The following is a 14,297-nucleotide window of genomic DNA, read 5'->3' as shown; positions in this document are numbered from 1 at the left end:
GGTCGGGCGTCTCGTGTGAACAGCAGATTTCGGGATGCCTCGACGGCACGGTGAATCGGCTGCGGGAGTGCCCCGATCAGTCGTGCGGCGGCAGCTCGCCCGACGTCAGCGCGATCATGCGGCTCATCGACCGGAGGTACTTCTTGCGGTAGCCGCCGGCCATCATCTCGGCGTCGAACACCTCGTCGAGGGCGACGCCGCTCGCGACGACCGGCACCTCGGCGTCGTAGACGCGATCGATGAAGGCGACGAGGCGCAGCGCCGCGTTCTGGTCGTGGAGTTCGTGGGCGCCGGTGAGCGCGATCGTGTCGAGCCCCTCGACGAGTCGCACGTACTTCGACGGGTGCACGGTCGCGAGGTGGGCGATGAGCTCGTCGAACCCGTCGAGCGAGACACGATGGCCGCGCTCGGCCAGCGCGCCGGCCGTGCGCCGCACGGCGGCGTCGTCGCCCGCGACGACCGCATGCCCTTCGGTGTCGCGCCGGCGATAGTCGAGTCCGTCGATGCGGAGCGTCTCGAAGTTCGACGAGAGCGCGTGGATCTCGCGGAGGAAGTCGGCCGCCGCGAAGCGCCCTTCGCCGAGCGCATTCGGCGGGGTGTTGCTCGTCGCGGCGACGCGCGTGCCGCCGGCCATGAGCTCACCGAGGAACCGCGTCATCAGCATCGTGTCGCCGGGATCGTCGAGTTCGAACTCGTCGATGCAGATGAGCTTGGCCCCGCGCAGCAGTTCGACCGCCTGCGCGTAGCCGAGGGCCCCGACGAGGGCCGTGTACTCGATGAAGGTGCCGAAGTACTTCGGGCCGTGCGCCACGTGCCAGAGCGAGGCCAGCAGGTGGGTCTTGCCGACGCCGAAGCCGCCGTCGAGGTAGACGCCGGGCAGCTCGATGCGCGCGGGCCGCTTGCGCGAGAAGAACCCGCCGGGACGCTGGGCGGCTCGCCACGCGCCGGCGAACTGGTTCAGCCGGTCGAGCGCCGCCTGCTGCGAGGGGAAGTCGGGGTCGGGCCGGTAGGACTCGAACGAGGCGTGCTCGAACTGCGGCGGTGGCACGAGCTCGGCCGCGATCTCTGTCCCCGAGATCGACGGATTGCGGTCGACGAGGTGGATGGGCGCCTGGCTGGAGGCCGTGGTCATGCTGGAGAGCTCCCGTGTTGCACCGGATGACGGGTGCTGTGACTGCGCCCCGCGGGCCGCGTAGATTCGGAGGGTGGACAGGTCATCAGCCTAGTCCGCTCCCCCGATCACCCCGCCCGACCGGGCGACCACAGGAGGCCCCCATGTCCGCCGAGTTCGACTCCGCCGCGAAGTTCGCCGAGTACGCCCATCCCGAGCGTCTCGTCTCCACCGCCTGGCTCGCCGAACACCTGGGCGAACCCGGCCTCGTCGTCGTCGAGTCCGACGAGGACGTGCTGCTCTACGAGACCGGCCACATCCCCGGTGCGGTGAAGATCGACTGGCACACCGACCTCAACGACCCGGTCGTCCGCGACTACGTCGATGCCGAGCAGTTCGCCGCGCTCCTCGGCTCGAAGGGCATCGCCCGCGACACGACCGTCGTCGTCTACGGCGACAAGAACAACTGGTGGGCGGCGTACGCGCTCTGGGTGTTCACGCTCTTCGGCCACGAGGACGTGCGCCTGCTCGACGGCGGTCGCGACCTGTGGATCGCCGAGGGGCGCGAGCTCACCACCGACGCATCCGACGTGACCCCCGTCGAGTACCCCGTCGTCGAGCGCGACGACCGCGCCGTGCGGGCGTTCAAGGACGACGTGCTCGCCCACCTCGGCAACCCGCTCATCGACGTGCGCTCGCCCGAGGAGTACACGGGCGAGCGCACGACCGCCCCCGCCTACCCCGAGGAGGGCGCGCTCCGCGCCGGGCACATCCCGACCGCGGCATCCGTGCCGTGGGCGCGCGCAGCTGCGGGCGACGGCACCTTCAAGTCGCGTGCGGAGCTCGACGCGATCTACCGCGACGAGGTCGGACTCGCCGACGGCGACGACATCGTGGCGTACTGCCGTATCGGCGAGCGGTCGAGCCACACGTGGTTCGTCCTGCAGCACCTCCTCGGCTTCGAGAACGTGCGCAACTACGACGGCTCGTGGACCGAATGGGGCAGCGCGGTGCGGGTGCCGATCGTGACGGGTGCCGAGCGCGGCGAGGTGCCCGGCCGCTGATCGTCGGCCGAGCGGACCGTCGGCGACCGGCCGACGGTCCGGCCGCCCGTGGGAGAATGGACCGGATGGAACAGACGACCCTGCCCCCCGCCCTCGCCGAGATCCGCGACGACTTCCTCGCGCTCGGCGTGCGCGATCGGCTGCAGCTGCTGCTCGAGTTCTCGAACGAACTGCCCGCGCTCCCCGAACGGTATGCCGACCACCCCGACCTGCTCGAGCGGGTCGAGGAGTGCCAGTCGCCCGTCTTCATCTTCGTCGAGGTGGCCGACGGCGTCGTGCACCTCTTCGCGACCGCGCCCGCCGAGTCGCCGACGACGCGCGGGTTCGCATCGATCCTCGTGCAGGGGCTCGCCGGGCTCTCCGTGCAGGAGGTGCTCGACATCCCCGCCGACTACCCGCAGTCGCTCGGCCTCGCCGAGGCGGTGTCGCCGCTCCGGGTTCGCGGCATGACGGGCATGCTCGCCCGCACGAAGCGGCAGCTGCGCGAGCGCGTCGCCGCCTGATCAGCCGACGATCTCGGCGTCGCCCTCGGCCGCCGGTTCGTCGCGTCGTCCTCTCGTCGCGAGGAAGGCGACGATCAGCTCGCTCCACCGCTCGGGATCGTGGTTCCACAGCTTCGTGTGACGGGCTCCGGTGAACTCCTCGAACTGCACGAGATCGGGGCGGGATGCCGCCAACCGGCGCGACCCGTCGATGGGGACGAACCCGTCGTCCACGCTGTGCATGAGCAGCATCGGCACGGTGAACTCCTCGGCCCTGGCCACGAGGTCGAGCGCCACGAGGTCGATCGGTGCGGCGGCACCCGTGAGTCCCGCGCCGACGGGTGCTCCGAGCACACCGGCGACGAGATCGCCGAGGCCTGCGGGCAATCCCATGGCGGAACCCTGGAACCGGAGGATGTCGACCCAGTCGATCGCGGGAGAGTCGAGGACGACCCCGACCAGGTGCTCGCGCACCTCCTCCGAGCGCAGCACCGCCTGCAGCGAGATCATGCCGCCCATCGACCAGCCCATCAGCACGATCTCGCGGGCCCCCCGCGCGACGACGAAACGCACCGCGGCGACGACGTCCTCCCACTCGGTGCCTCCGAGACCGTATCGGCGATCGGTGCTCTCGGGAGCCTCGCCGTCGTTGCGGTAGGAGATGAGGAGGCTGTTCCAGCCGGCCTCGCGCACGGGGCGGACGGCTCGCAGGGTCTCGTGCCGTTTCGCCCCCCGGCCGTGCACGTGCACGACCCAGCGATCGGTCGGTGCGTCTGCCGGCACCGACCACGCCGGCGCGGCGCCGAGGGGCGTCTGCACGACGGCCTCGCGGTATGGGACGTCGAGTTCCCAGGGGCCGAGGAAGTACCAGCCGTCGATCCGGCCCCGTCGGGCTCGGTCGAGGCGTCCGAAGTCGACCGAGTCGATCCCCCTGATGACCATGCCGCCGCGCGCTTCGTCGACCTCGGCGATGCGGGCGTGGCCGGCGTCGCCGTCGAACCAGAGGCCGTACCGGCCACGCATCCTCGCTTCGTCGCCGTCGGCGAGCGTGATCCGCCGCCCGGCGAGATCGACGGCGAGGATCCGCACGTCCTCCTCGCGCTTCGTGGAGGGGGTGACGACCTTGCGGGCGAACACCACGGTGGCCAACGCCGTGACGGCGGCCGTGATGACGGCGATCGCGCCGGCGACCATTCCGACCGCGGCGAGCGTCGTGCCGATGATGCGGAACCCGCCCCGCCGCTGTGCCATCCGCCGCTTCCTCCCCGATGAACCGATCCCACTGCGTGCCGGTGCGGCGTGCCGCCGCTGCCGGTTCCGATGGAGACTCTAGTCTGCACTCGTGCCCGACCACCCGACCTCCTCCCCCGCCGAGTTCGAGAACGCACTCGCCTCGATCCGGGCCGCCGCGCCGCGCGCCGAGCTCTCGGTGTCGGAGATCCCGGCGCCCGGCGGTCTGGCCCCGTTCGCGGCGGCGCTGTCGGCCGACGTCTCGCCGACGCGCCACGGCGACGACTCCGAACTCGGCACCGGCCGGTTCATCGTGCTGTACGACCCGAGCGAGCCCGAGGCCTGGGGCGGGCGGTTCCGCATCGTGTGCTTCGCGCAGGCACCCCTCGAGACCGACATCGGCCTCGATCCGTTCCTCGCGGACGTGGCGTGGTCGTGGCTGATCGACGCGTTGGACGCACGCGGCGCGCGCTACATCGCGGCGTCGGGCACGGCGACGAAGATCCTCTCGACCGGCTTCGGCGAGCTCGCCCACCAGGGTGACGGCGCGCAGATCGAGCTGCGCGCGTCCTGGACGCCCCTCGACGCCGCCATCGGCGCCCATGTGGAAGGCTGGGGTGAGTTGTTGTGCATGCTCGCGGGACTGCCGCCGCGTGCTGAAGGGGTGACCGCACTGCCCCGCCGGAGGTCGGATCGTGGATGAGTATCGGGTGATCGAGACGCCCGCGGCGTTCGACGAGGCCGTTGACCGGTTGCTGGGCGGATCGGGGCCCATCGCCGTCGACGCCGAGCGTGCGAGCGGCTTCCGCTACTCCCAGCGCGCCTACCTCATCCAGATGTACCGGCGCGGTGCGGGCGTCTTCCTCTTCGACGCCCCCGAGGTGCCCGACTTCTCCGCGCTCGAGAACGGCATCCGCTCGGAGGAGTGGGTGCTGCACGCCGCGAGCCAGGACCTCGCATGTCTTCGCGAGGTCGGCCTCGACCCCGATCGCATCTTCGACACCGAACTCGCGGCGCGCCTGCTCGGCATGCCTCGCGTGGGCCTCGCGTCGGTCGTGGAGGACCTTCTCGGCATCAAGCTCGCGAAGGAGCACTCGGCGGCCGACTGGTCGACGAGACCGCTGCCGCAATCGTGGCTGAAGTACGCGGCCCTCGACGTCGAACTGCTCGTCGACGTGCGCGATCGGCTCGCCGAGCGCCTCGACGCGACCGGCAAGGCCGGCCTCGCCGTCGAGGAGTTCGACGCCGTGCTGCACCGCGCGGCGAAGCCGCCCGCCGCCGAGCCCTGGCGACGCCTCTCCGGCATCCACGCCATGCGGAGTCCCCGCAACCTCGCCGTCGCCCGCGAACTGTGGGTGTCGCGCGACGCCCTGGCCGCCGAGACCGACATCGCGCCGGGCCGACTCGTTCCCGACGCCTCGATCGTCGCCGTCGCGCGCGCCCTGCCGTCCACTCGGCGCGCACTGGCGGACCTCCGAGAGTTCACCGGTCGCGCGAGCCGTACCGAGCTCGACCGCTGGTGGACGGCGCTCGAGCGCGGCCTCACCACCGACGAGCTGCCGGCGGTGCGCGTGCCGAGCGATGCCCCGCCTCCGCCGCGTGCATGGGCGAGCCGGAATCCCGAGGCCGACGCCCGTCTGAAGGCCGCGAAGGCCGCGGTGGCCGAGGTCGCTGAAGAGCTCGAGATGCCCCTCGAGAACCTCCTCACGCCCGATTTCCTGCGTCGGGTGGCCTGGCACCCCCCACAGCCGGCCGACGCCGCGGGCGTCGGCGCGACCCTCGCGCAGCTCGGCGCGCGCCCGTGGCAGATTGCGGCAACCGCACAGACGATCGCCGATGCGTTTGTCGAGGCGTCACAATCGCTCCTCGACGCGACCTCCGAGGGTTCGTAGGAACCGTCAAGCGATTCACGGGCGCTCGGCACCGGTTCGTAGGATCGAGGCATCCTGATTTCGAAACGGAGCTGCAGCGTGGCTGAACGAGCTGATGTCGTGTTCGTCGATGGGGTTCGGACCCCGTTCGGACGAGCCGGTGAAAAGGGCATGTACTGGAACACGAGGGCCGACGACCTCGCGGTCAAGGCGATCACCGGGCTCCTGGAGCGCAACCCGAACCTTCCTCCCGAGCGCGTCGACGACGTCGCCATCGCTGCGACGACGCAGCAGGGCGACCAGGGCCTGACGCTCGGCCGCACGGCGGCGATCCTCGCCGGCCTGCCGATGAGCGTTCCCGGCTTCGCGATCGACCGCATGTGCGCCGGCGCCATGACCGCGGTGACGACGACGGGTTCGGGCATCGGCTTCGGGCAGTACGACGTCGTCATCGCCGGCGGCGTCGAGCACATGGGCCGTCACCCGATGGGCCTCGACGCCGACCCGAACCCCCGGTTCCTCACCGAGAAGCTCGTGGCCGCCGACGCACTCAACATGGGCAACACGGCCGAGCGCCTGCACGACCGGTTCCCCGAGCTCACGAAGGAGCGCAGCGACCGATTCGGCATGCTGAGCCAGCAGAAGGTGCAGGCCGCCTACGACGCCGGCCACATCCAGCCCGATCTCGTGCCGGTCGCGATCCGCACCGCCGAGGGCTGGGGCCTCGCGAGCGAAGACGAGGGTCGCCGCCCCGCGACCACGATGGAGGGGCTCGCGAGCCTCAAGACCCCGTTCCGCCCGCACGGCCGGGTGACCGCGGGCAACGCGTCGCCGCTCACCGACGGTGCGACCGCTGCGATCCTCGCGAGCTCCGACGCCGCGAAGGAGCTCGGCCTCACGACGAAGATGCGCATGGTGAGCTTCGGCTTCGCCGGCGTCGAGCCCGAGGTCATGGGCATCGGGCCGATCCCCTCGACCGAGAAGGCGCTCAAGCGCGCCGGCCTCTCGATCGACGACATCGGCCTCTTCGAGCTCAACGAGGCCTTCGCCGTGCAGGTGCTGAGCTTCCTCGACCACTTCGGCATCGCCGACGACGACGCCCGGGTCAACCCGTGGGGCGGCGCCATCGCGATCGGCCACCCGCTCGCCGCCTCGGGCGTTCGCCTCATGCTGCAGCTCGCGCGCCAGTTCGAGCAGCACCCCGAGGTCCGCTACGGCATCACCGCGATGTGCGTCGGCCTCGGCCAGGGCGGCACCGTCATCTGGGAGAACCCCCACCACAAGCGCTACGGAAAGGGCCGCTGAGCGACATGACCGACTACTCGAAGATCGACTTCTCCGAGCTGGCGGCCGCGTTCGCCGACGACGAGGTCGTCACGCACTCCTACGTGCGCGACATCCGCCTGGCGTCGGGCCGCGTGATCGCGCTCATCACGCTCGACAACGGTCGCGACCACACCCGGCCCTCGACGCTCGGCCCGGTCACGCTGATCGAGCTCGGCGAACGGCTCGACGAGCTGACGGCCCGTGCCGCCGCCGGCGAGATCCAGGCGGTCGCGATCACCGGCAAGCCGTACTTCCTCGCCGCAGGCGCCGATCTCTCGAAGGTGGGCGAGATCCCGAGCCGCGACATCGCGCTGAAGATGGGCCAGCTCGGCCACATGGTGTTCGGCAAGCTGGGCGAGCTCGGCGTGCCCTCGTTCACGTTCATCAACGGCCTCGCCCTCGGCGGCGGCCTCGAGGTCGCGCTCAACAGCGACTACCGCACCGTGGATGCCTCGGCGCCCGCGATCGCGCTGCCCGAGGTCTTCCTCGGCATCGTGCCCGCCTGGGGCGGGGCGTACCTGCTGCCGAACCTGATCGGCATCGAGAACGCCCTCAAGGTGGTCATCGAGAACCCCCTGAAGAACAACCGGATGCTGAAGGCGAAGGACGCCCTCGAGCTCGGCATCGCCGATGCGATGTTCGCGCCGGTCAACTTCCTCGAGGATTCGCTCAAGTGGGCCGACGGCGTGCTCGGCGGCTCGGTTCAGGTGAAGCGTCCCAACGTTCCCGGCAAGCTCGAGCGGCTCGCCAAGTGGGACGTCGCGGTCGGCATCGCCCGCAAGAGCATCGAGGGCAAGCTCGGCACGACCGCGAAGTCGCCGTACGTCGCGCTCGACCTCCTCAAGGCGGCGAAGTCCGGCACCAAGGCGGAGGGCTTCGCCCGTGAGGATGAGGCGCTCGCCGACCTCGTCTCGGGCGACCAGTTCGTCGCCTCGATCTACGCCTTCAACCTCGTGCAGAAGCGTGCCAAGCGCCCCGCCGGCGCGCCCGACAAGTCGCTCGCCCGGAAGGTGACGAAGGTCGGCATCATCGGCGCCGGCCTCATGGCGAGCCAGTTCGCACTGCTCTTCGTGCGTCGCCTGCAGGTGCCCGTCGTCATCACCGATCTCGACCAGGCCCGCGTCGACAAGGGTCTCGCCTACATCCGCGACGAGATCGGCACGCTCGAACAGAAGGGCCGCATCGACGCCGACGAGGCGAATCGACTGCGGGCGCTCGTCTCGGGCACGACCGACAAGGCCGACTTCTCCGACTGCGACTGGGTCATCGAAGCGGTCTTCGAAGACCTCGCCGTGAAGCAGCAGGTGTTCGCCGAGGTCGAGCCGCACCTCTCGGAGACCGCGATCATCGCGACGAACACGTCGTCGCTCTCGGTCGAGGAGATCGGCGAGAAGCTCACCCACCCCGAGCGCCTCGTCGGCTTCCACTTCTTCAACCCGGTCGCGGTCATGCCCCTCATCGAGATCGTGAAGACCCCGAAGACCGACGACGAGACGCTCGCCACCGCGTTCGCCACCGCCGCGAAGCTCAAGAAGAGCGCCGTGCTCACGGCCGACGCGCCCGGCTTCGTCGTGAACCGACTGCTCGCGAAGGTCATGGGCGAGGCGGCGCGCGCCGTCGACGAGGGCACCCCGGTGCCGGTCGTCGAGAAGGCGCTCGCGCCGATCGGGCTGCCGATGGGGCCGTTCGAGCTCATCGACCTCGTCGGCTGGGCGGTCGCCGCCCACGTCCAGGACACGATGGTGCGCGAGTTCCCCGAGCGGTTCTACGCCTCGGAGAACATGCACGCCCTCTCGAAGCTGGGCTCGCCCGTCGTCGAGAAGGACAAGCACGGCAAGGTCACCGATCTGACCAAGGACGCGAAGAAGGCGATCACCGTCGGCAAGACGTCGGTCGACGCCGCGACGATCCTGCGCCGCGTCGAAGACGAACTCGCACGTGAGATCAAGCTCATGCTCGACGAAGGCGTGGTCACCGCGGCCGAAGACATCGACCTCTGCCTCATCCTCGGCGCCGGCTGGCCCTTCCAGGCCGGCGGTGCGACGCCGTACCTCGACCGGGTCGGGGCCTCGGAGCGTGTGTTCGGCGACACCTTCCACCATCCGGCGATCCGCGGCGTGGGCGCGTAGCGCACTCGCCGAACCAGAGCGGGCCCGCGACCACACGGTCGCGGGCCCGCTCTCGTTCGAGGTCCTCGTGCCCTGCGGCGATCCTCCGCAAGGCGGTGGTCTCAGTCTGCGACGTGCGCGATGACGGGCTGCGTGCCCGTGTCGCCCGACGCGCCGCGCGCATGCGGCAGCTTCGTGCCGAGCACCATTGCGGTGACGTCTTGGGCGATGTGCTGCGGGGTGAGGCCGACGCGCTCCAGGATGTCGGAACGGGAGCCGTGCTCGAGGAACTCGTCGGGCAGGCCCAATTCGGTGACCGCGGTGTCGACCCCGGCCTCGCGCAGGTCCTGACGGATGCGTGTACCGACACCGCCGACGCGGATGCCGTCTTCGAGCGACACCACGATGCGGTAGTCGCCGGCGAGCCCGACGAGGCTGCGCGGCACGGGCACGACCCACCGGGGGTCGACGACGGTGGCGCCGATGCCCTGCGCCTCGAGGCGCTCGGCGACCTCGAGGCCGATGCCGGCCATCGGCCCGACGGTGACGATGAGCACGTCCTTGCGCTGGGACTCGACGAGCACGTCGACGCCGTCGTCGGTGCGACGCACCGCGTCGTACTCGGTGCCGACCGAACCCTTCGGGAATCGCAGGACGGTCGGTGAATCCGTCACCTGCACGGCCTCGCCGAGCTCTTCGGCGAGGCGGATCGCGTCGCGCGGTGCGGCGATGCGGATGCCGGGGACGACCTGGAGGATCGAGAGGTCCCAGACGCCGTGGTGGCTCGGGCCGTCGGGCCCGGTGACGCCGGCGCGGTCGAGGACGAACGTGACCCCCGCCTTGTGGAGGGCGACATCCATGAGCAGCTGGTCGAACGCCCGGTTCATGAACGTCGCATACACCGCGACGACCGGGTGCAGGCCGCCGAACGCCAGGCCGGCGGCGGACGTCACGGCGTGCTGCTCGGCGATGCCGACGTCGAAAACCCGTGTCGGGAAGCGCTCGGCCATCCGGTGAAGGCCCGTCGGGCGGAGCATCGCGGCCGTGATGCCCACGAGGCGGTCGTCGCCCTCGGCGAGGTGGACGAGCTCGTCGGCGAAGACGCTCGTCCAGCTCTTCGCCCCGCCGGTGTCGAGCGGCTCACCGGTCTCGGGGTCGATCTGCCCGACGGCGTGGAACTGGTCCGCGACATCGTTGCGGGCGGGCTCGTAGCCGCGGCCCTTCTCGGTGATCGCGTGAACGATGACCGGCGCGCCGTAGTGCTTCGCCTGCCGGAGCGCGGCCTCCATCGCCTGCTCGTCGTGCCCGTCGACGGGACCGACGTACTTGATGTCGAGGTTCGAGTAGAGCGCCTCGTTCCCGGTGAATCGGGAGAGGAAGCCGTGCAGGCCACCGCGCACGCCGCGGTAGAACGCCCTGGCCGGGCCGCCGAGGCGGTTGAACGCGTCGCGGCTCGAGAGGTGGAGGTTGCGGTACGTGCTCTTCGTGCGCACCGAGTTGAGGAAGCGCGCCATGCCCCCGATGGTCGGCGCGTACGAACGGCCGTTGTCGTTCACGACGACGATGAGCTTGCGCGTGTTGTCGTCGGAGATGTTGTTGAGCGCCTCCCACGTCATGCCGCCGGTGAGGGCGCCGTCGCCGACGACCGCGACCACGTGCCGGTCGTGCTGCCCGGTCATCTCGAACGCCTTCGAGATGCCGTCGGCCCACGACAGGGAGCTCGAAGCGTGAGAGGACTCGACGATGTCGTGCTCCGACTCGCTGCGCTGCGGGTATCCGGCCAGACCGCCGGTCTGCCGAAGGGTCGAGAAGTCCTGCCGGCCGGTGAGCAGCTTGTGCACGTACGACTGGTGACCGGTGTCGAACACGATCGCGTCGCGGGGCGAGTCGAACACGCGGTGGATCGCGATGGTGAGCTCCACCACCCCGAGGTTCGGACCCAGGTGCCCGCCCGTCTTGGCGACGTCGGAGACGAGGTGCTCTCGCACCTCGACCGCGAGTTGCTCCAGTTGCTCCTTCGAGAGAGCGTCGAGGTCGCGCGGGCCTCGGATCGTCTCGAGCAAGGTCATGCGTTGGGCCTCCGGGATGACGCGGGCGATGCCGCCGAACGGAACGAGTCTACGCCGGGCAACCTGAGCGCCCGGGCAGACGACAGGGCGATCGGCGGAAACGCCGATCGCCCTGTCGTCGAATGCGTCTGCGTCAGACGAGGCTGCGCAGCACGTACTGCAGGATGCCGCCGTTGCGGTAGTAGTCGGCCTCACCCGGCGTGTCGATGCGGACGACCGCGTCGAACTCGACAGTCGCCTTGCCGGGCGCCGAGTGCTCGCTCGGCGATGCGACGACGTGCACCGTCTTCGGGGTGGTGCCCTCGTTGAGCTGCTCGAGACCCGTGATCGAGACGATCTCGGTGCCGTCGAGGCCGAGCGACGCCCAGCTCTCGCCCGCCGGGAACTGCAGCGGAACGACGCCCATGCCGATCAGGTTCGAGCGGTGGATCCGCTCGAAGCTCTCGGTGATGACCGCCTTGACCCCGAGCAGGCTCGTGCCCTTGGCCGCCCAGTCGCGCGACGAACCCGAGCCGTACTCCTTGCCGCCGAAGATGACGAGCGGAGTGCCCTGCGCCTGGTAGTTCTGCGATGCGTCGTAGATGAACGACTGCGGACCGCCGGCCAGCGTGAAGTCGCGGGTGTAGCCGCCCTCGACGCCGTCGAGGAGCTGGTTCTTCAGGCGGATGTTCGCGAACGTGCCGCGGATCATCACCTCGTGGTTGCCACGGCGCGAGCCGTACGAGTTGAAGTCCTTGCGGTCGACGCCGTGCTCGGTGAGGTAGCGGCCCGCCGGGCTGTCGGCCTTGATCGAACCGGCCGGCGAGATGTGGTCGGTGGTGACCGAGTCGCCGAGCTTCGCGAGCACGCGCGCGCCCGAGATGTCGGTGACCGGGGTCGTCTCCATCGTCATGCCGTCGAAGTACGGGGGCTTGCGAACGTAGGTCGACGCCTCGTTCCACTCGAACACCGCACCGGTCGGCGTCTCGAGGTTGCGCCAGCGCTCGTCGCCCTCGAACACGCTCGCGTACTGGTGCACGAACATGTCCTTGTTGATCGAGTTGTCGATCGTCTCCTGCACCTCGGCCGCGTCGGGCCAGATGTCCTTCAGGAAGACGTCGTTGCCCTCGGTGTCCTTGCCGAGCGCGTCGACCTCGAAGTCGAAGTTCATCGAACCCGCGAGGGCGTACGCGATCACGAGCGGCGGCGACGCGAGGTAGTTCATCTTCACGTCGGGGTTGATGCGGCCCTCGAAGTTGCGGTTGCCGGAGAGCACCGCGGTGACGGCGAGGTCGGACTCGTTGACCGCCGTCGAGATCTCATCGATCAGCGGACCCGAGTTGCCGATGCAGGTCGTGCATCCGTACCCGACGGTGTAGAAGCCCAGCGCCTCGAGGTCGTCGGTCAGGCCGGCCTTCTCGTAGTAGTCGGTGACGACCTTCGACCCGGGCGCGAGCGTGGTCTTCACCCACGGCTTCGCCTTCAGGCCCTTCTTCGCCGCGTTGCGGGCCAGCAGGCCGGCCGCGAGCATGACCGACGGGTTCGAGGTGTTCGTGCACGAGGTGATCGCGGCGATCGCGACCGCACCGTGGTCGAGCGTGAACTTCTCGCCGTCGGCGAGCGTCACCGGAGTCGGGTTCGACGCCGTGGCGGGCGCGTGGCTCGCGTGGTGGTGCTCGTGGTGGCTGTGCTCGTCTTCGGGCGAGTTGCCGGGCGGGTCGGACGCGGGGAACGACTCGGCGATCTCGAGGTCGACGAGGTCGTGGTCGACCGTGGCGTAGTTCAGGAGGTCCTGCTCGAAGGCCGACTTCGAGTTCGACAGCTCGATGCGGTCCTGCGGACGCTTCGGACCCGCGATGGAGGGAACGACCGTCGAGAGGTCGAGCTCCATGTACTCGCTGAAGGCGGGCTCGTTGTCGGCGTCGTGCCAGAGCTTCTGAGCCTTCGAGTAGGCCTCGACGAGCGCGATCTGCTCGTCGCTGCGGCCGGTGAGGCGCAGGTAGTCGAGCGTGACGTCGTCGATCGGGAACATCGCGGCGGTCGAGCCGAACTCGGGGCTCATGTTGCCGATGGTCGCGCGGTTCGCGAGCGGCACCGAGGCGACGCCCGACCCGTAGAACTCGACGAACTTGCCGACGACGCCGTGCTTGCGCAGCATGTCGGTGATCGTCAGCACGACGTCGGTCGCGGTGACACCGGTGGGGATCGAACCGGAGAGCTTGAAGCCGACGACCTTCGGGATGAGCATCGACACGGGCTGGCCGAGCATCGCGGCCTCGGCCTCGATGCCGCCCACGCCCCAGCCGAGCACGCCGAGGCCGTTGACCATCGTCGTGTGCGAGTCGGTGCCGACGCAGGTGTCGGGGTACGCGCGGAGGACGCCGTCGACGGTGCGGGTGAAGGTCACCTTCGCGAGGTGCTCGATGTTCACCTGGTGCACGATGCCGGTGCCCGGCGGGACGACCTTGAAGTCGTCGAACGCCGTCTGGCCCCAGCGGAGGAACTGGTACCGCTCGCCGTTGCGCTCGTACTCGATCTCGACGTTGCGCTCGAGGGCGTTCTCGGTGCCGAAGAGGTCGGCGATGACGGAGTGGTCGATGACCATCTCGGCCGGAGCGAGCGGGTTGATCTTGTCGGGGTCTCCCCCGAGGGCGACGACCGCCTCGCGCATGGTGGCGAGGTCGACGATGCACGGCACGCCCGTGAAGTCCTGCATGACCACGCGCGCGGGCGTGAACTGGATCTCGGTGTCGGGCTCGGCCGTCGGCACCCACGAGCCGAGCGCCTCGATCTGCTCCTTGGTGACGTTCGCGCCGTCCTCGGTGCGCAGCAGGTTCTCGAGCAGCACCTTCAGGCTGAACGGCAGCTTCTCGTGCCCCGGCACGGTGTCGAGCCGGAAGATCTCGTAGGACTTGTCACCGACGTGGAGCGTGTCCTTCGCCCCGAAACTGTTCACTGCAGACACGATGTCCTCTCCTTCGCGGATGACGCCCGGCACGCGGGCGACTCTCCATCTTCTCCGTCAGACAGGGGGCCGATCCAGCAAGGGTAACCTAA

Annotated in this window: 10 protein-coding genes; 6 read left to right on the top strand and 4 right to left on the bottom strand. The window is 69.9% G+C overall.

The features are described 5' to 3' along the window. Positions 1-76: 76 nt before the first annotated feature. Positions 77-1,132 carry a cell division protein ZapE gene (gene zapE, locus LR269_RS11150; protein WP_231430859.1) on the bottom strand — a complete coding sequence of 352 codons (1,056 nt, stop codon included), beginning with the start codon at positions 1,130-1,132 and terminating at the stop codon, positions 77-79. 143 nt (positions 1,133-1,275) lie between these two features. Between zapE and LR269_RS11145 the strand changes: the two genes are divergently transcribed. Beyond that, positions 1,276-2,175 carry a sulfurtransferase gene (locus LR269_RS11145; protein ID WP_231430858.1) on the top strand — a complete coding sequence of 300 codons (900 nt, stop codon included), beginning with the start codon at positions 1,276-1,278 and terminating at the stop codon, positions 2,173-2,175. A gap of 65 nt (positions 2,176-2,240) precedes the next feature. Beyond that, entirely contained in the window at positions 2,241-2,678 is a 438-nt protein-coding gene (locus LR269_RS11140) for a SufE family protein (RefSeq protein WP_231430857.1), read from the top strand. On the opposite strand, the gene LR269_RS11135 is transcribed toward LR269_RS11140, so the two are convergent. Further along, the gene (locus tag LR269_RS11135; RefSeq protein WP_231430856.1) at positions 2,679-3,908 is read right to left on the bottom strand and encodes a S9 family peptidase; all 1,230 of its coding nucleotides are present in this window, start codon (positions 3,906-3,908) and stop codon (positions 2,679-2,681) included. Between the two features lie 91 nt (positions 3,909-3,999). Between LR269_RS11135 and LR269_RS11130 the strand changes: the two genes are divergently transcribed. The 4 genes from LR269_RS11130 (at position 4,000) to LR269_RS11115 (ending at position 9,213) form a co-directional block, all read left to right on the top strand. Continuing rightward, on the top strand, positions 4,000-4,590 hold the full coding sequence (locus tag LR269_RS11130) for a DUF3000 domain-containing protein (protein ID WP_231430855.1): 591 nt from the start codon (positions 4,000-4,002) through the stop codon (positions 4,588-4,590). Continuing rightward, positions 4,583-5,779, top strand: coding sequence for an HRDC domain-containing protein (locus LR269_RS11125; protein WP_231430854.1), 1,197 nt, complete (start codon positions 4,583-4,585; stop codon positions 5,777-5,779). The genes LR269_RS11130 and LR269_RS11125 overlap by 8 nt, the downstream gene beginning before the upstream one ends. Before the next feature lie 78 nt (positions 5,780-5,857). After that, positions 5,858-7,063: a thiolase family protein gene (locus tag LR269_RS11120; RefSeq protein ID WP_231430853.1), complete on the top strand. Its 1,206-nt coding sequence runs from the start codon at positions 5,858-5,860 to the stop codon at positions 7,061-7,063. A gap of 5 nt (positions 7,064-7,068) precedes the next feature. Next, positions 7,069-9,213: a 3-hydroxyacyl-CoA dehydrogenase NAD-binding domain-containing protein gene (locus tag LR269_RS11115; protein WP_231430852.1), complete on the top strand. Its 2,145-nt coding sequence runs from the start codon at positions 7,069-7,071 to the stop codon at positions 9,211-9,213. A 101-nt stretch (positions 9,214-9,314) separates the two neighbouring features. On the opposite strand, the gene dxs is transcribed toward LR269_RS11115, so the two are convergent. Further along, the gene (dxs, locus tag LR269_RS11110; RefSeq protein ID WP_231430851.1) at positions 9,315-11,261 is read right to left on the bottom strand and encodes a 1-deoxy-D-xylulose-5-phosphate synthase; all 1,947 of its coding nucleotides are present in this window, start codon (positions 11,259-11,261) and stop codon (positions 9,315-9,317) included. A 133-nt stretch (positions 11,262-11,394) separates the two neighbouring features. Continuing rightward, the gene (gene acnA, locus LR269_RS11105) at positions 11,395-14,205 is read right to left on the bottom strand and encodes an aconitate hydratase AcnA (protein ID WP_308191642.1); all 2,811 of its coding nucleotides are present in this window, start codon (positions 14,203-14,205) and stop codon (positions 11,395-11,397) included. Between the last annotated feature and the right edge of the window lie 92 nt (positions 14,206-14,297).

This window comes from Agromyces sp. S2-1-8 (genome assembly GCF_021129215.1).
Lineage (GTDB): Bacteria > Actinomycetota > Actinomycetes > Actinomycetales > Microbacteriaceae > Agromyces > Agromyces chromiiresistens.
This window is presented reverse-complemented; position numbering and strand designations above follow the sequence as displayed.

What these genes read in the sequence shown, in the direction of transcription:
- zapE (WP_231430859.1), bottom strand. Translation starts at nt 1,132, where the DNA reads ATGACCACGGCCTCCAGCCAGGCGCCCATCCACCTCGTCGACCGCAAT.
- dxs (WP_231430851.1), bottom strand. Translation starts at nt 11,261, where the DNA reads ATGACCTTGCTCGAGACGATCCGAGGCCCGCGCGACCTCGACGCTCTC.
- LR269_RS11145 (WP_231430858.1), top strand. Translation starts at nt 1,276, where the DNA reads ATGTCCGCCGAGTTCGACTCCGCCGCGAAGTTCGCCGAGTACGCCCAT.
- LR269_RS11140 (WP_231430857.1), top strand. Translation starts at nt 2,241, where the DNA reads ATGGAACAGACGACCCTGCCCCCCGCCCTCGCCGAGATCCGCGACGAC.
- LR269_RS11135 (WP_231430856.1), bottom strand. Translation starts at nt 3,908, where the DNA reads ATGGCACAGCGGCGGGGCGGGTTCCGCATCATCGGCACGACGCTCGCC.
- LR269_RS11115 (WP_231430852.1), top strand. Translation starts at nt 7,069, where the DNA reads ATGACCGACTACTCGAAGATCGACTTCTCCGAGCTGGCGGCCGCGTTC.